The sequence below is a fragment of the uncultured Campylobacter sp. genome (genome assembly GCF_944323605.1).
In the GTDB taxonomy this organism is placed as follows: Bacteria; Campylobacterota; Campylobacteria; order Campylobacterales; family Campylobacteraceae; genus Campylobacter_D.
This window is the reverse complement of record NZ_CALUTC010000010.1, coordinates 1-16,869: the sequence shown is the minus strand read 5'-3', so window position 1 is coordinate 16,869 and position 16,869 is coordinate 1. Positions and strand designations below refer to the sequence as shown.

Sequence of the window (16,869 nt, the reverse complement as noted above, 5' to 3'; positions counted from 1 at the left end):
AGCTAAGTATCAAGCTCTTTTTTAAATTTGCAAGAAGCACACTCTAAAAAAGTGCCTTTTTTAAGCTCTTTTATGTGCAAAAAATGTCCGCATTCTGGGCAGTTTTCATCGCTTGGTTTATAAGAGCTTATGAAATCGCAGTTAGGATAAGTAGAGCAAGCATAAAATTTACCCCTTTTTGAAAATCTCTCCACCACTTCGCCTTTTTTGCATTTAGGACAAGCAATCCCTATGCCATTTGTCTTTTTGCTTTCTTTGTTTTCATCTTTTTTTTCTATATTTCTTATGTATCTGCATTTTGGAAAGGAAAGACAAGCTATAAATTCTCCGTATCTACCAGTTCTTATAGCAAGTTCGCCTCCACACTGAGGGCATTTTTCATCTAGCTTTGTAAAGGTTTTTAAGCTTTTTATCTTTTGCTTACCCTCATCTATCTTTCTTGTGAAAGGATAGTAAAAGTCCTTTAAAACATCTTGCCAAGAAGCCTTGTCTTCAGCTATCTCATCAAGGGTATTTTCAAGCTTTGAGGTAAAATCACTATCTACTATGTCGCTAAAATTTTGCTCTAGCATTTGAGTTACTGTAAAAGCTATCTCCGTAGGCACGAGTTGCTTTTTTTCAAGCTTTACATAATCTCTTGCTGTGAGTATAGATATAGTAGGTGCGTATGTGCTTGGTCTTCCTATGCCTAAGCTTTCAAGCTTTTTAACAAGAGCTGCCTCTGAATATCTAGGCGGTGGCTCTGTAAAATGAGAATTTAGCTCTAGCTTTTGAATTTCTAAACTTTGATTCTTTTCTAATTTTGGTAAAATTTTATCCTTATCTTTATCGCCATAAACCTTATAATACCCATCAAAAACTACTCTCTTGCCACTTAATTTAAAAACTGCCCCATCGCCCTTTACAAAAACATTCTGTATAGAAGTTTTTGCAGGGTTCATCTGACAAGCTAGAAAACGGTTGTATATAAGTGTGTAAAGTTTTAATTCATCTTTATCTAAAAATTTTTGTGCTAATTCAGGAGTAAAGGACAAATCACTAACTCTTATAGCCTCGTGTGCCTCTTGTGCTCCTTTTGATTTGCTGGTATATACATTTGCTTTGCTTGGTAGATAGTCTTTACCAAATTCCTTTTCTATAAAGCTTCTAGCCTTTGAAACGGCTTCTTTTGCTAAATTTAAGCTATCTGTTCTCATATAAGTTATCACGCCCATAACGCCCTTATCAGTTTTCACGCCCTCATAAAGCCTTTGTGCTATCATCATAGTTTTTTTAGGTGAAAAGCCAAAATTTGTGCTTGCACTTTGTTGTAAGGTAGAAGTCATAAAAGGCGGAGGAGGAGGGTTATTTTTTTCTTTTTCTTCTATTTTATCAACTTTATACGAGGAATTCTTACAATTTTTTTCTATTACTTTTGCTCTATCTTTATTTGTAATACTCATTTTTTCTATCTTTTTGCCCTCATACTCAACAAGTTCAGCTTCTAAATCTTTCTTAAAAACCATATCTATACTAAAATATTCAAAAGGAACAAAAGCTTTTATTTCTCTTTCTCTATCAACGATTATCTTTAAAGCAGCACTTTGCACCCTACCTGCACTAAGCCCTTTACGAATTTTTAAAGACAACAAAGGGCTTAATTTATAGCCCACTATCCTATCTAAAAGCCTTCTAGTTTGTTGAGCATTTACTGAATTTATGTCTAGCTTTCTAGGATTGTTAAGAGCGTTTAAAATAGCCTCTTTTGTAATCTCGTGAAATACTATCCTAGGCAATGTTTTTTCATCTTTATCTATAGCTTTTGCTATGTGATAAGCTATGGCTTCTCCCTCTCTATCTTCATCTGTTGCTAGATAAATTTTATCTGCTTTTTTTGCCTTTTCTTTTATGGTTTTTACTATATCTTTATGTTCTTTTGAGACTGTGTATTGGGGGACAAAATTATCATCTTCTATCTTTATGCCGAAACTAGACTTTGGTAAATCTCTAATATGTCCTTTTGAGGCTATTACCTCATAATCTTTACCCAAAAAAGCGGCTATAGTTCTTGCCTTTGCTGGAGATTCTACTATTATTAAATTTTTCATCATTGCCTCTTTGTAATTTAAAAATGAATTCTTATATATATAACATTAATATAACATTAATAAATTGCTATAATTATGCAAATTTTAATAAAATACAAGGAATACAATGAAAATAACACCAGAAAAGCTTTTTGAAAAAAGGAGAGAATTTATAAAGCTTGGAGCTGGATCTTTACTCGCAACAAGCCTTGTAAATACAAAGCTAGAAGCACTAAATTTCATAGCAGATGAAAACAAATATAAGCTTAAGATAAGTCCAGAAGAAGCAGCCACGTCTTACGTAAATTTTTACGAATTTTCTACAAATAAAAGCATTGCTGTTGAACTTGCAAAACAGTTTCATACTAGGGATTGGAAGATAGAAGTAAAAGGGCTTGTAAAGGAAGAAAAGATTCTAAGTATGGATGATTTGTTGAGCTTTAAACTAGAGGAAAGAATTTATAGACTTAGATGTGTTGAAGCTTGGTCTATGGTAATACCTTGGATAGGTTTTGAGCTAAGAGAACTTATAGAAAAGCTAGAACCTAGCTCTGAAGCAAAATTTATAAAATTTACTACCTTGTTTGATAAAAATAGATTTGCAGATCAAGCCTCACATTTTCCTGTGCTTGACTATCCATATATTGAAGCTTTAAGACTTGATGAAGCCTTGCATCCACTTACAATACTTGCAGTTGGTATGTATAAAAAGCCTTTAAGTGCGCAAAACGGTGCTCCTATAAGATTAGTAGTGCCGTGGAAATATGGATTTAAAAGCATAAAATCCATAGTTAGCATAGAATTTACAAAAGAACAACCAAAAACTACGTGGGAGCTTTATAATCCTAAAGAATACGGATTTTACTCAAATGTCAATCCTCAAGTAAGCCATCCTAGATGGTCTCAAGCAGAAGAAAGAGTGATAGGAGAGTTTTTCACCCGCAAAACTGAGCTTTTTAATGGCTATGAAAAAGAAGTGGCTCATCTTTATGAGGGTATGGACTTGAGGAAATATTTTTGAATAAAAAAATTTTCTTTGCTTATATGGTGTTTTTTACAAGCTTGTTTTATACAAGCTTTATGCTTTATAAAAACTACAAATCAGATATTTTAGCAGAACTTTACTTTTACACGGGCATTTTCGCAATGATATTTACTGCTTTTTCTCTGCTTTTGTCGCTTTTTAAATTCAAAGGTTGTAAAAAATTACCAAGACTTTTTGGAATTTTTGCCTTTATGTGGGCTTTTTTGCACCTCTCATCATATTTCATATTTTCCAAACAACTAAGTTTTTCAAAACTATTTAACTCAATATTTACATACAATATAGAATTTAGCGGTTTTATAAGCTTTATGCTTATGTCTTTGATGTTTTTGGCTTCATTTTCTTTATTTAAGAGCATTAAAATAGTGCTAAAAATGGGCTATGTTTTATTTGTGCTTATTTGTATTCATTATTTTTTATCAGCCAAAATTCCAAATTTATGGCATATTAGCATTCTTTTCTTATCTATTTTTCTATTATACTTAAGATATAAAAATGATTTAATAAATAAAATTTATAAGCAAGGCAACAAATGAAAAATACCAAACTAACAATAGACGGATTAAGGCTACTGAAAAGCATAGAATCTCAAAGTATAGATTTGTGTTTTTTTGATCCACAGTATCGAGGCGTGCTAGATAAAATGCGTTACGGTAATGAGGGTCAGCGACAAAAAGGACGTAATAATTTAGTGCAAATGAGCGAGGATACTATAAAAAGCTTTATAAAAGAGATTGATCGTGTGCTAAAGCATAGTTGCTATCTTATGCTATGGGTTGATAAATTTCATCTTTGTGAAGGTGTAAAAACTTGGCTAGATTCCACACTTTTACAAATCGTTGATTTAATCACTTGGGATAAAGGTAAAATGGGTATGGGCTATCGCACTAGAAAACAAAGCGAATATCTACTTGTTATACAAAAAAAGCCCATTAAAGCAAAAGATACTTGGAAATCACGCACTATACGCGATGTGCATTTTGAAAAATTATCAAGCAAGGAGTTAAAACTTCACCCGCATATCAAACCTAAAGGCTTACAAAAGCTTTTGATAGAATCTTGCACGAATATTGGCGATTTAGTGTGCGATCCAGCCGCAGGAAGTTTTAGCGTTTTTGAATGCTGCAAGGAATTACAGCGAGAATTTATAGGGACAAACTATGGTGGAAGCGAGGGGAATCGAACCCCTGTCCAAAAATAAAGCAATAAAGGCATCTACATACTTAGCAAAGATGAAAATTTCACCAAGATAAGCTCATCTTCCAAAACTTTTATCGTGGCTAAGACTTAAAATTCACCTAGAAAGCAGTCAAATTTCAGGGCTACACTACCTAAACAACTCACTTCTCAAGCTAGATAGTATGACTTAAGGCGAGGCTCAACTGAACTTACGCAGCTTTAGCGTAAGCAGGAGCAAATTTAGTATTATTTGCGTTTAATTTTAAATAGACTTTTAACGCTATGTCCAAAGCGGTATGCAACCTAAAGCACTCTACTCCTGTCGAAGCCAAGTCGCTCCCGTTTTACTGTGAAAGTTTGCTTGGCAGTTTAACAAGCAAAGGATTAAAAAAAGCTAAAACATCGGCATCTTGCTCATAGCATTTACAGTATTTTTCGCACTGTTCGCTTAAAAGCAAAAGCCAGTCTATAAATTCATCGCTTGCAGGACCATCAAATCTACCAGCTTGCTCCATAACCTCTTCACAAAAAACGCAAAAATCAGTTACCTCATCAAGCTCAAGACGTCTAGCAGCCCAAGCTGTATTATGTGCTAGGGTCTGAATTTCTTTTAAAGCCTCTTTGTATTTATCGCCCTCAAGCTTTATAATCAAAGGCTCAAAAGAATCAGCCATTGTCCTAAAAAAATGTAAAAATTTTTCCACATCATCTGCTTCAAAATCTATTTCTAATTTCTTTAAAATTCCCATTTCTCATCTTTATATTTTTGCAAAGATTAGATTCTAACAAAGTTTTACTAAAAATTTATTACAAAAAGTTAAAAGCTTTAAATTTAGTTTTTGCTAAACTTGGTAAAATTGATTTTATTTTAGGGCAAACAAAGATATGGATAGAGTAGTAGAAATAGAAAAATTTTCCTTTGATGAAAAATATGAACTTTCTTTAAGACCTTCAAATTTTGATGGATACATAGGTCAAGATAATATAAAACAAAATTTAAAAATTTTTATACAGGCTGCAAAAAAAAGAGAAGAGTGTTTGGATCATATACTTTTTAGCGGACCTGCTGGACTTGGCAAGACAACGTTAGCAAACATTATAGCTTATGAAATGGGAGCTAATATAAAAACAACAGCAGCTCCTATGATAGAAAAAAGTGGTGATTTAGCAGCCATTTTAACAAATTTAAATGAGGGAGATGTGCTTTTTATAGATGAGATTCACAGGCTTTCTCCGGCGATTGAAGAAGTGCTTTATCCTGCTATGGAGGATTTTAGGCTAGACATTATAATAGGAAGTGGAGCAGGAGCACAAACAGTAAAGATAGATTTGCCAAAATTTACTCTCATAGGTGCTACTACTCGTTCAGGAATGCTTAGCAATCCCTTAAGAGATAGATTTGGTATGCAATTTCGCCTCGAATTTTACAAAGATAATGAACTTGCTTTAATAGTCAAAAAAGCTGCTGAAAAGCTTTCAAAAAACTGCGAAGAAGAAGCTGCACTAGAAATAGCAAAAAGAAGCAGAAGCACTCCTCGTATAGCATTAAGATTGCTTAGAAGAGTAAGAGATTTTGCCGACGTTAATGACGAAAAAAACATAAGCAAAGAAAGAGCGAACGGGGCTCTAAATTCGCTAGGCGTAAATGAACTTGGTTTTGATAGTATGGATTTAAGGTATTTAGAGCTTTTATTATCAGCAAATAGGAGACCTTTAGGACTTGCTAGCATTGCAGCTGCTTTGAGTGAAGATGAAAATACCGTTGAAGATGTTATAGAGCCTTATTTGTTAGCTAATGGATATATAGAACGCACAGCAAAAGGGCGTGTAGCGAGTTTTAAAAGCTATGAGCTTATGAAAAAAACCTATGATAAAGGGCTTTTTGACTAGAGTTAAGGAAAAAATTTGTGAATAAAACTAAAATTTTATTTCCGCTAATGTTTTTGGCTATGTTTTTATGGGGCACCTCTTGGCCTTGTGCTAAAATTTTAGTAGAATACGCACCGCCTTATATAATTTCTTTTTGGAGATTATTTTTTGTATCGATAAGTGCCTTATTTATAGTGCTTGTGCTAAGACTTAGTTTTAAAATCGACAAAAAATCCATTTTCTTTGCTATGCTTACCGGGCTTTGTAATGCCATTTATTCATTATTTCACTTTGCAGGACTTGAATTTGGATTTGCTGGTTTGGGGGGAGTGTTAGTAACCACTAGCATTCCGATACTATCTTTTATACTTATGCAGTTTTTAAGATACAAAGAAGCAAAAAGAAGAGGTATTATTATAAAAAAACCGCCTATGAATCAAATTTTTGGACTTTGTCTTGGTGTTTTATCTGGAGCCTTTTTGCTAAATTTAACAAATTTTACAGAGCTTTTTAGTAGGGCGAATATATTCTTTTTATTAGCTGCGATTACTTGGGTGATACTTTCAATGTTTAGTAAAAATGTAAAATCCCACCCACTTTTGCTAAATTTTTATGTAAGCTTGTTTAGTTTTTTATTTTTTTCTCCTATTTTATTTTTTGATGGAGTGTTTTTTATATTTGAAGCAGATTTTAGATTTTTTATGGCAATGTTTTTGGTAGCCTTTTTATCAACTGCTATAGGAACTGGTATTTATTACTACGGTATTAAAATTTTAGGCGTTGTAAAAACAAATGCCTTTAACCTTTTAGTTCCGCCGAGTGCTTTAATAATGAGCTTTTTTATGCTAAATGAAATTCCTTCCATTTCTACTGTTTTTGGCACTGTTTTAGCACTTTTTGCTATTTATTTTATAAATATCTACAAGAAAAAAGAAAAATAATATATATTTTGCTATAATTTTGCGAAATTATTTCGAGGATTTTTAATGATTCAAACTTGTATATTTCCTGCTGCTGGTTATGGGACTAGATTCTTACCTGCAACCAAGGCTTTACCAAAAGAAATGCTTCCGATATTGACAAAGCCTTTGATACACTATGCCGTAGATGAAGCTCTAGAGGCTGGTATGCAAAATATGGGTTTTATAACAGGTAGAGGAAAAAGAGCCTTGGAGGATTATTTTGATATATCCTATGAATTAGAACACCAAATTTCTGGCACAAAAAAAGAATATCTCCTAAATGATATAAGAAATCTTATGCAAAAATGTATTTTTACATATACCAGACAAAACGAAATGAAGGGCTTAGGCGATGCGGTCTTAAAAGCTAAACCCTTAGTAGGAGATGAATCCTTTGCGGTAATATTGGCTGATGATTTATGTGTAAATGAAGATGGCATAGGCATTATGGCACAGATGATAAAGATATATGAAAAATACCGTTGCACTGTTGTGGCTGTTATGGAAGTTGAAAAAGAGCAAGTAAGCAATTATGGAGTAATAGCTGGAAATGCGGTAGAAGATGATTTGATAATGGTGCATTCTATGATAGAAAAACCTGATCCAAGTGAAGCACCTAGCAATCTAGCTATAATAGGACGTTACATACTAACGCCTGACATATTTGGCATTTTAGAAAATACAAAAAGCGGCAAAAACGGCGAAATTCAATTAACAGACGCCTTACTTTCACAAGCTACTAATAACATGGTCTTAGCATACAAATTTAAGGGCAGGAGGTTTGACTGCGGAAATGTAGATGGATTTGTAGAGGCTACTAACTACTTTTACAAGAAAAATTTATGCTAAAAAATACACTTTTTTTTAAACAAACGGACTTCGCTAAGATAGCAGCATACGCACACCGCATAAATGATGAAAAACAAAGCAAGGAAGTTGGATATTATCATTTAGTAGATAGCTCATTTAAGATAATAGATGAAAGCAAAGATTTTTTTAAAGATAAAGAGCATATAAAAAATATAATTTTGATTGGAATGGGTGGCTCAAGCTGTGGAGTAAAGGCGTTAAAAGATTTTTTAAAAGAAGAAAAAAAAGATGAAAACAAAAAACTGTTTATAATCGACAATACTTCATCATACGCGTTAAATTCGGTTCTTAATAAAATAAAACTAGAAAACAGTTTTTTTATAATAAGCTCCAAAAGCGGCACAACGATAGAAGTTATATCGCTTTTTAAGCTTGTAATATCGCACTTTAAGCTAAAAAACGAAGAACTAAAAAAGTATTTTGTCTTTATAACAGATGAAAAATCAAAGCTTGATGAGCTTGGAAAAGATTTGGATATAAAAAGATTTTTTATACCTTCAAATGTTGGGGGAAGATTTTCTGTGCTTTCAGCTGTTGGTATAGTGCCACTTTCTTTTTGTGGATACGATACAAAGGCTTTATTAGAAGGTGCTAAGGCTTGTTATGAGGATTTTTTCACTCACAAAAAAGATGAAATTTTACAAAAGGCTTATCATTATTGCACCCACAAAAACGCTAATATAAACATACTCTTTTCTTATGCAAACGAATTTACAACCTTTAATGAATGGTATATACAGCTAATAGCCGAAAGCTTAGGCAAAAAACGAGGATACAAAAGGTTTGGAATAACTCCAATAGCTCTAATAGGTGCAAGAGATCAGCACAGCTTTTTACAGCTGATAATGGACGGACCAAAAGATAAAACAGTAACCTTTTTGAAAGTTTTAAATGTAAAAAATTCACCCACAATACCGAATTTAAGCTTTAAGGGATTAGAGGACTGTGATTTTGCAAATAACATAAGCTTACAAAAGCTTTTAAACACACAGTGCGAAGCAACAATGCACGCTTTAATAGCTGAAAATTTGAGCGTTGATTTGATAGAGATAGATGAGCTTGACGCCTGGCACTGCGGATATTTGATGTATTATTACGAACTACTTACTTCAGCTTGTGGAATAATGCTTGGAATAAATACTTATGATCAACCGGGCGTTGAAGTTGGAAAACTAATGCTTAAAAATTTACTTTCTCATTAAATTCTTTAATATAAAATTATAAACTAGATAAATTTTTATAAGGGCTTTGAGTTGAGAATTTTATTTATCTTAAGAGGTAATTATTTTAACGGACAAAAAGAGTGGTTAGCTAAGAATGGTTTGTTAGAATACTGCTTAGATTTAGAAGAATTTAGGTTTTTAGCTGGAGGCTTAAAAAGCCTAACAAATGGATATAAAAGCTTAGAATACGGTAATGCTAGTGAAATCTTAAAGACTTTGATGAATTTTTTAGAGTTGCGTATGCAAAAAGGAAATTTTTGCATAGTAAATGCACCAAATGCAAACAATTCTTTGCTAAAAGAATACAAAGATCTAGCACAAAAATACAGATATGCTTTTTATGTGCTAGAATTTAACGAGCTTAGCTTAGAGCAATGTAAAGAAAAAAATCTCCAAGAGGCACAAAAAAGCGGTGTTTTTATACCAGAACATATATTAGAAGCTATAGATTATGGGCTAAATAAAGAAAAAATATCTAAAAAATACAAAATTTTAAAACCAGACGAATACAAAAAAGTCTTATTCGAAAGAAAAAATTTAAATTCTTACAAAAAAATTCACCACATAGGGGATATTCAAGGTTGCTTTACAGTATTAAAAAAAGCTATAAACAAAATAAAAGATGATGAATTTTATATATTTTTAGGGGATTACATAGACAGAGGCATAGAAAACGGCAAGGTCATAAAATGGCTCTTAAAAATAAAAGATTTAAAAAATGTTGTCTTGCTTGAAGGAAACCACGAAAGACATTTAGTAAAATGGGCAAATAGAGAAATTTCAAGCTCTAAAGAATTTAATGAAAATACTATCAAAGATTTTAGAAAAGAAAAGATAAGCCAAAAAGATGCAAAGGAATTATATCCCAGCTTTAAAGAATGTTTTTTGTATGAATTTGGAGAAAAGCTTATATTTTGCTCACACGGCGGACTTTCTTATCTACCAAATGAGGATTACGAACTTAGTTTCATTCCTACAAATGAGCTTATAATGGGTGTTGGTGGCTACGATGATAGTAAGATAGTAGCGGATTTGTTTTGCAAAAACACAAAAAATAACACTTATCAGCTTTTTGGACACAGAAACAAGCATAAATTTCCCATACATATAAGTCCTAGAGTATTTTTATGCGAGGGTAAAGTAGATGATGGCGGATACTTAAGGGTAGTCAGCTTAAATAAAAATGGCTTTGAATGCAAGGAATTTAAAAACGAGGTTTATAAAAAATAGACTTTAATCACTTTAAAACCTTAAAATTAATGCTTTATTTTAAAAAATTTGCTATCATTTTGCTTTATTTTGATTATACGAGTGTTTTATGTTTAAAAATATTTTTACTTTTGCCTTGTTATCATTATTTTTTGTAGCTTGTAGCACACAAGATGAACTCTACAATCTTAGTGCATCACAGTGGTATGAACAAATAATTAAAGACTTACAAGATAGAGATTTAGAAAAGGCTGATGAACATTACACCTCTATGGCTAGCGAACATATATCAGATCCTTTATTAGAGCCTGTTGGACTTATATTAGCACAAGCACACATAGACGAGGAAGAATACCAATTAGCAAATTTTTATCTAGATGAAAATGCTAAAAAATTTGGAACATCAAAAAATATAGACTTTATAAGATATATGCAGATTAGGTCTAAATTTGAATCCTTTGCCTTACCAAATAGAGAGCAGGGATTATTAATAGAAACTATGAATCAAATAGATAACTTTTCAGCTTCTTACCCAAATACACAGTATAGCGTTTTGGTTGGGACTATGCTCACTAAATTTAGGTTGGCTTTTTACGCTTTAGAACAAGAGATAGCAGCACTTTATGAAAGAACTGATAAGTATGAAAGCTATGAAATTTATAAAGAAAGATTAGAAAATTCCGAGCTAAAAGATGTGCCTATGATAAAGGCTAAATTAGCTTGGTATAGAAGAATGTTTGAGTAAGGAAAAAATATGGAACTTGAAAATGTCAAAAACTACCCAGCAAAAATGCCTGTGATAGTGGAAGATGAACTATTTTTATATCCCTTTATGATAACTCCTATATTTTTAAGCGATATGCAAAATATAAATGCTATGGAACTTGCCATAAAAAATGAAAGTATGATTTTTGTAGCTCCATCAAAGATAGAAGGAGCTAGAAGCTTTGATGACATATATGACTGTGGTGTTGTGGGTATGATTATGAGAAAAGTGCCTTTGCCAGATGGAAGAGTTAAAATTTTATTTCAAGGCTATGCAAAAGCTAGGATAATAGAAAAGATTTCTAGCAGACCGTTGCAAGCTATGGTGGATCTGATACAGCAAACAAATATACCTGCTCAAAAAAATGACGCTTTATTAACCGTTCTCAAAGAAAAAGTAAGAGCACTTGCTAGTATAAGCCATTATTTTTCACCAGATTTGCTAAGAACTATAGAGGAAGGGCAGGATAGCTCTAGAATTTGTGATTTAATACTAAATACCATAAGAATTCAAAAACAAAAAGCTTATGAATTTTTTATAGAAACAAAGCTTGAAAAAAAGGTATTAAAACTCATAGAATTAGTAAGCGAGGAAATAGAAACAAACAAGCTTAGAAAAGAGATAAAAAGCAGGGTGCATTCAAGAATAGACCAGGTTAATAAAGAATATTTTTTAAAAGAACAGCTAAGACAAATTCAAAAAGAATTAGGTAGCGACACCCAAAAAGAAGATGAAACAAAAGAATATTATGCAAAGCTAGAAGCAAAAAAGAAATTTATGTATGAGGAAAGTTACAAAGAGATAAAAAAGCAGATTGAGAAATTTGAAAGAATTCATCAAGACAATTCAGAAGCCTCGATGATACAAACTTATATAGAAACAGCCATAGATGTGCCTTTTGAAAAGGTATCTAAAAAAAAGCTTGATATAAAAGAGGTCTCAAAGCAACTAAACAAGGATCACTATGCCTTAGAAAAACCTAAAGAAAGGATAGAAGAGTATTTTGCTGTAAGAGAATTGCTAGAAAAAAGACAGATAGCAGATAAAGACGGTGCCAAGGTTATACTTTGTCTTTATGGACCTCCTGGCGTTGGAAAAACCTCTTTGGCAAATTCTGTTGCTAAAGCATTAAAAAGAGAGCTTATAAGGATAGCTCTTGGTGGGCTTGAAGATGTAAATGAGCTAAGAGGACATCGTCGCACATACATAGGAGCAATGCCCGGACGCATTATACAGGGATTAATCGAAGCAAAACAGATAAATCCAGTTGTAGTGCTAGATGAGATAGATAAATTAAACAGAAGCTTTAGAGGAGACCCTTCTGCTGTGCTTTTAGAAATTTTAGACCCTGAACAAAACTCTAAATTTAGGGATTACTATCTGAATTTCAATGTAGATTTAAGCAAGGTAATTTTTATAGCAACAGCAAATGATATTGAAAATATACCAACACCGCTTAGAGATAGGATGGAATTTATAGAACTAAGCTCTTACACTCCAAATGAAAAATTTCATATAGCAAAGAGTTATTTAATACCAGATGAACTAAAAAAACACGGTTTAAAAAGTAGCGAATTATCCATAAGTAAAGAAGCTATAGAACTGCTAATAAGTGAATACACAAGAGAATCTGGGGTTAGAAATTTAAGACGAAAAATAGCCTCACTTTGCAGAAAAGCAGTTAAACAAATTTTACTAAGCAACGATAAAAAAGTGAGCATAAACTCAAAAAACCTGTCTAAATTTATAGATAAAAAGGTTTATGAAATAGAAAAGAGCGATAAAGAAGATAAGATAGGCGAAGTAAATGGGCTTGCTTGGACTGCAGTTGGTGGAGATGTGCTTAAAATAGAAGCTATAAAGATAAAGGGCAAAGGAGAGCTTATGCTAACTGGTAGTCTAGGGGATGTTATGAAAGAATCAGCACATATAGCCTTTAGCATGATAAAAAATCTTATAGATGAAAAAAAGATACATATCCCTCAAAAATTCTTTTATAAAGACAAAGAAAACATTTACGATCAATACAACATACACATTCACGTACCAGATGGAGCTACCCCAAAAGACGGTCCAAGTGCAGGTATAACAATGAGCACAGCTCTAGCTTCCATATTTAGCGGAAAGAAGGTAAAAGCTTGTGTGGCTATGACCGGTGAAATAGATTTGCATGGCAAGGTTTTGCCAATTGGTGGGCTTAAAGAAAAATTAATAGCTGCGTATAAGGCTAATATAAAAACAGCTTTGATACCTAAAAAGAATTACGAAAGAGATTTAAAAGATATACCAGATGAAGTAAAAAACAATATGAAAATAATACCAGTAAGCACCTTTGATGATGTCTTAAAAGAAGCCTTGATATAAAAAGTTTAAAGCTTTACAGCTTTAAACTACTCCTAATTATTATCCTTTAAAAAATATTTCATTAAAAAAAATTAAATTCTTATAATAATTTTTATCATTTAATATTATTTTTATTTTTTATATAATATAATTTTCTAAATAATAAATCTTATTGTTTAGAAAGGCTAGATTATGAAAAAGCTTACAAACGATTTTGGAAATATAGTAGCGGATAATCAAAACTCGCTATCAGCTGGTGCTAAGGGACCTTTATTGTTGCAAGATTATATCTTGCTTGAAAAACTAGCTCATCAAAATAGAGAAAGAATCCCTGAAAGAACGGTTCATGCAAAAGGTAGTGCTGCTTACGGGGAGCTTAAAATCACTGCAGATATTTCAAAATTTACCAAGGCTAAAGTTTTGCAAAAAGGCGAAGTTACACCTTTATTTTTAAGATTTTCAACAGTTGCTGGTGAGGCTGGGGCTGCTGATGCTGAAAGAGATGTAAGAGGCTTTGCTATCAAATTTTATACAAAGGAAGGAAATTGGGACCTAGTTGGAAACAATACACCGACATTTTTTATAAGAGATCCTTATAAATTCCCTGACTTCATACACACTCAAAAAAGAGACCCTAGAACGCATTTAAGAAATGCTAATGCCGCTTGGGATTTTTGGACGCTTTGTCCTGAAGCTTTGCATCAGATTACCATACTGATGAGCGATAGGGGGATTCCAGCAACTTACAGACATATGCACGGTTTTGGCTCTCATACTTATAGTCTTATAAATAATAAAAATGAAAGATTTTGGGTTAAATTTCACTTTAAAACTAAGCAAGGCATTAAAAATTTAACAAATGAAGAAGCTGAAGCTCTTATAGCTAAAGATAGAGAATCTCATCAAAGAGATCTATATAATAGCATAGAAAATGGGGATTTTCCTAAATGGACATTTCAAGTGCAAATCCTTGCAGAAAATGAGGTAGATAAATTAGGTTTCAATCCTTTTGATTTAACAAAAGTTTGGCCTCATAGTATAGTGCCTTTAATAGAGGTTGGAGAAATGGTTTTAAACAAGAATCCACAAAATTATTTTAACGAAGTAGAACAAGCTGCCTTTAGTCCTAGCAATATAGTGCCAGGTATTGGCTTTAGCCCTGATAAAATGCTACAAGGTAGAATTTTTAGCTATCCTGACGCACAAAGATATAGAATAGGCACTAATTATCATCTTTTACCTGTAAATAAGGCAAGAAGTGAGGTAAATACCTATAATGTCGCTGGTGCTATGAATTTTGATGAATACAAAAATCAAGCAGCCTATTATGAACCAAATAGCTATGATTATTCTGCTAAAGAAAGCACAAATTTTAATGAACCTGAATTAAAAATAGACGGTGGTGCTAATAGATACGCTCCGCTAGATAATGATTTTTACACTCAACCAAGAGCCCTTTTTAACATAATGAATAACTCGCAAAAAGAGCAGCTTTTCAAAAATATAGCAGCATCTATGCAAGGAGTTAATCAAAACATCATAGATAAAGCCTTAGTGCATTTTGAAAAAATAAGCAAAGAGTATGCTGATGGGGTAAAAAATGCTTTGAAGTAGGTGTATCCTACTTCAATTCTTTCTGCTAACAATACTCCCTCCTTGTTGGCAGAAAGAATTGAATATAAGGAAATATAATGCAAGAATTAAGCCTAGAAGAAGAAAAACAATTTGCCAGACTTTGCAATATGGCTTTTAATTTCGCCAGAAATAATGAAAGCGAAAACCTAAAGATTATGATAGAAGCTGGATTAAATGTAAATTTAAAAACTCATAAAGGTGATACCTTGCTTATGTTAGCAGCTTATAACAATTCTTTAGAAACTGCACAAATGCTTATTTCAAAGGGTGCTAGAATAGACGAAAAAAACGATAGAGGGCAAACCCCTTTAGCTGGTGTTTGTTTTAAAGGGTATTTACCTATGTGTAAGCTTTTGGTGCAAAATGGTGCAAATATCGATGAAAATAATGGCTTAGGAATGACACCCTTTTCTTTTGCCGTAATGTTTGGTCGTAAAGATGTGGCTAGATATTTGATACTTAATTCAAAAAAGAGCATACTAAAAAAACTTAGTTTTTTTATATTAAATATCTTTAAAAAGGGATAATTTTGCTATCATTTCTTTATGAAAAAAATAGAAAACATCTCACAAGCAAAACTAGATATAAAAAAATCAACCTTCATAGCTTATATTTGCAATTTTAAAGAATACAAAGAACTGTTAAACAAACTAAAAGAAAAGCACACAAAGGCTGTGCATTTTGTTTATGCATATAGGTTTTTAAACGAGCATAAACAAATCGTTGAAGACAAAAGCGACGATTTTGAACCTAAAAATTCTGCCGGACTCCCTTGTCTTAATGCATTAAGAGGGGCTGATCTCATAGATAGTGCTGTTATAGTAGTAAGGTATTTTGGAGGCATAAAATTGGGTGTTGGTGGGCTAATTAGGGCGTATTTTGCAGCTACAAATTTGGCTATACAAAATGCTAAAACCGTAGATTTTGAGCTTAAAGATGAGTTTTCTTTTAAATTAAATATAAAATTCTTTAATAAATTTAAACACAAGTGCGTAAAAAATAACATAAGTTTTGATTCTAAATTTAATAATGATGATGTTTTTATAAGATTAAGTATAAACGATAAAGAAAAAAGCCTTTTAAAAGAATTCCTAAGCTTTTAGCTTAGGAAACTTGAGATAAAATCTCATCTAAAGCACTTTTTTGTGAATTAGAAAGGTTTTCTTGCTCTTTTTTGTTCAAAATATTTTGCTCATCTTGTCTAAATTTATAAGCTTGTAAAGATGTGCTAAAGTCATTTGAAAAAGATACTTGAGAAGAATTACTTCCACCAAATCCAAGAGAAGCCATACTGCTGCTAAGCTCACTTACATAATTCTTGCCTGATAAAGAGGAAGGATCATCTGTATTGTTAGATGAGCCAAGCTCTAACAGACCGGAAAAAGAGCCAGAACTGTCCTCAACTTGTTTTTCTACATTTTTATAAGTTCCACTCAAAACATCAAATTCAAGAGAACTTATGGTTTTGTAATTAACCTGCATACTTATCTCCTTTCAAAATATATGCAAATAAAACAAGCAAAAAGTATTCCTAAATAAGAGCAATAAATGTAAGTTTATTAAGCAATAAGTTTTTACAAATCAAAAATTACATTTTAAAAATTTATGTTTCATATCCACCAAAAATAAAACAACCTTAAACCCTCACAATAAAACTAAAAATAAAAGCTAGTTGTAAAATAATATAAATAATTTAAATTAT

General features: G+C 32.2%; 16 protein-coding genes and 1 other RNA gene. 12 read left to right on the top strand and 5 right to left on the bottom strand.

All coding sequences use genetic code 11. The annotated features are described in order from the left end of the window. Positions 1-2: 2 nt before the first annotated feature. Entirely contained in the window at positions 3-2,090 is a 2,088-nt protein-coding gene (gene topA, locus Q0J35_RS06375) for a type I DNA topoisomerase (RefSeq protein WP_297194270.1), read from the bottom strand. Between the two features lie 103 nt (positions 2,091-2,193). Between topA and msrP the strand changes: the two genes are divergently transcribed. After that, positions 2,194-3,087: a protein-methionine-sulfoxide reductase catalytic subunit MsrP gene (gene msrP / locus Q0J35_RS06370; protein WP_297194268.1), complete on the top strand. Its 894-nt coding sequence runs from the start codon at positions 2,194-2,196 to the stop codon at positions 3,085-3,087. Between the two features lie 106 nt (positions 3,088-3,193). Here the strand turns inward: msrP and Q0J35_RS06365 are convergent, their stop codons facing one another. Next, a complete protein-coding gene (locus tag Q0J35_RS06365; RefSeq protein WP_297194266.1) occupies positions 3,194-3,469 on the bottom strand; it encodes a hypothetical protein in 276 nt (91 codons plus the stop codon). 174 nt (positions 3,470-3,643) lie between these two features. Between Q0J35_RS06365 and Q0J35_RS06360 the strand changes: the two genes are divergently transcribed. Continuing rightward, positions 3,644-4,312: a DNA methyltransferase gene (locus Q0J35_RS06360; RefSeq protein WP_297194265.1), complete on the top strand. Its 669-nt coding sequence runs from the start codon at positions 3,644-3,646 to the stop codon at positions 4,310-4,312. Here the strand turns inward: Q0J35_RS06360 and ssrA are convergent. Together ssrA and Q0J35_RS06350 are read right to left on the bottom strand one after the other, a co-directional pair. Next, positions 4,273-4,631: a transfer-messenger RNA gene (gene ssrA / locus Q0J35_RS06355) on the bottom strand. The two genes, Q0J35_RS06360 and ssrA, sit on opposite strands and share 40 nt — an antisense overlap. A gap of 3 nt (positions 4,632-4,634) precedes the next feature. After that, positions 4,635-5,039, bottom strand: a complete 405-nt coding sequence (locus Q0J35_RS06350; protein WP_297194262.1) for a histidine phosphotransferase — start codon at positions 5,037-5,039, stop codon at positions 4,635-4,637. Positions 5,040-5,175: 136 nt separating this feature from the next. Here Q0J35_RS06350 and ruvB point away from each other — a divergent pair, with 136 nt between their 5' ends. The 10 genes from ruvB (at position 5,176) to Q0J35_RS06300 (ending at position 16,270) form a co-directional block, all read left to right on the top strand. Then, a complete protein-coding gene (gene ruvB / locus Q0J35_RS06345) occupies positions 5,176-6,180 on the top strand; it encodes a Holliday junction branch migration DNA helicase RuvB (protein WP_297194261.1) in 1,005 nt (334 codons plus the stop codon). 17 nt (positions 6,181-6,197) lie between these two features. Continuing rightward, positions 6,198-7,100 carry a DMT family transporter gene (locus Q0J35_RS06340; protein WP_297194260.1) on the top strand — a complete coding sequence of 301 codons (903 nt, stop codon included), beginning with the start codon at positions 6,198-6,200 and terminating at the stop codon, positions 7,098-7,100. 45 nt (positions 7,101-7,145) lie between these two features. Further along, the gene (gene galU / locus Q0J35_RS06335; protein WP_297194257.1) at positions 7,146-7,970 is read left to right on the top strand and encodes a UTP--glucose-1-phosphate uridylyltransferase GalU; all 825 of its coding nucleotides are present in this window, start codon (positions 7,146-7,148) and stop codon (positions 7,968-7,970) included. Then, complete coding sequence (locus Q0J35_RS06330; RefSeq protein ID WP_297194255.1) at positions 7,964-9,193, top strand: glucose-6-phosphate isomerase; 1,230 nt, start codon at positions 7,964-7,966, stop codon at positions 9,191-9,193. The genes galU and Q0J35_RS06330 overlap by 7 nt, the downstream gene beginning before the upstream one ends. Positions 9,194-9,244: 51 nt before the next feature. Further along, the gene (locus Q0J35_RS06325) at positions 9,245-10,444 is read left to right on the top strand and encodes a serine/threonine protein phosphatase (protein WP_297194254.1); all 1,200 of its coding nucleotides are present in this window, start codon (positions 9,245-9,247) and stop codon (positions 10,442-10,444) included. Between the two features lie 88 nt (positions 10,445-10,532). Continuing rightward, the gene (gene bamD, locus Q0J35_RS06320; RefSeq protein ID WP_297194252.1) at positions 10,533-11,168 is read left to right on the top strand and encodes an outer membrane protein assembly factor BamD; all 636 of its coding nucleotides are present in this window, start codon (positions 10,533-10,535) and stop codon (positions 11,166-11,168) included. Between the two features lie 9 nt (positions 11,169-11,177). Further along, a complete protein-coding gene (gene lon / locus Q0J35_RS06315) occupies positions 11,178-13,553 on the top strand; it encodes an endopeptidase La (protein WP_297194250.1) in 2,376 nt (791 codons plus the stop codon). A gap of 171 nt (positions 13,554-13,724) precedes the next feature. After that, complete coding sequence (locus Q0J35_RS06310; RefSeq protein ID WP_297194248.1) at positions 13,725-15,146, top strand: catalase; 1,422 nt, start codon at positions 13,725-13,727, stop codon at positions 15,144-15,146. Positions 15,147-15,223: 77 nt separating this feature from the next. After that, entirely contained in the window at positions 15,224-15,694 is a 471-nt protein-coding gene (locus Q0J35_RS06305; RefSeq protein ID WP_297194246.1) for an ankyrin repeat domain-containing protein, read from the top strand. 18 nt (positions 15,695-15,712) lie between these two features. Further along, positions 15,713-16,270, top strand: coding sequence for a YigZ family protein (locus Q0J35_RS06300; protein WP_297194243.1), 558 nt, complete (start codon positions 15,713-15,715; stop codon positions 16,268-16,270). A 1-nt stretch (position 16,271) separates the two neighbouring features. Here the strand turns inward: Q0J35_RS06300 and Q0J35_RS06295 are convergent, their stop codons facing one another. Then, on the bottom strand, positions 16,272-16,649 hold the full coding sequence (locus Q0J35_RS06295; RefSeq protein WP_297194241.1) for a hypothetical protein: 378 nt from the start codon (positions 16,647-16,649) through the stop codon (positions 16,272-16,274). Positions 16,650-16,869 lie beyond the last annotated feature (220 nt).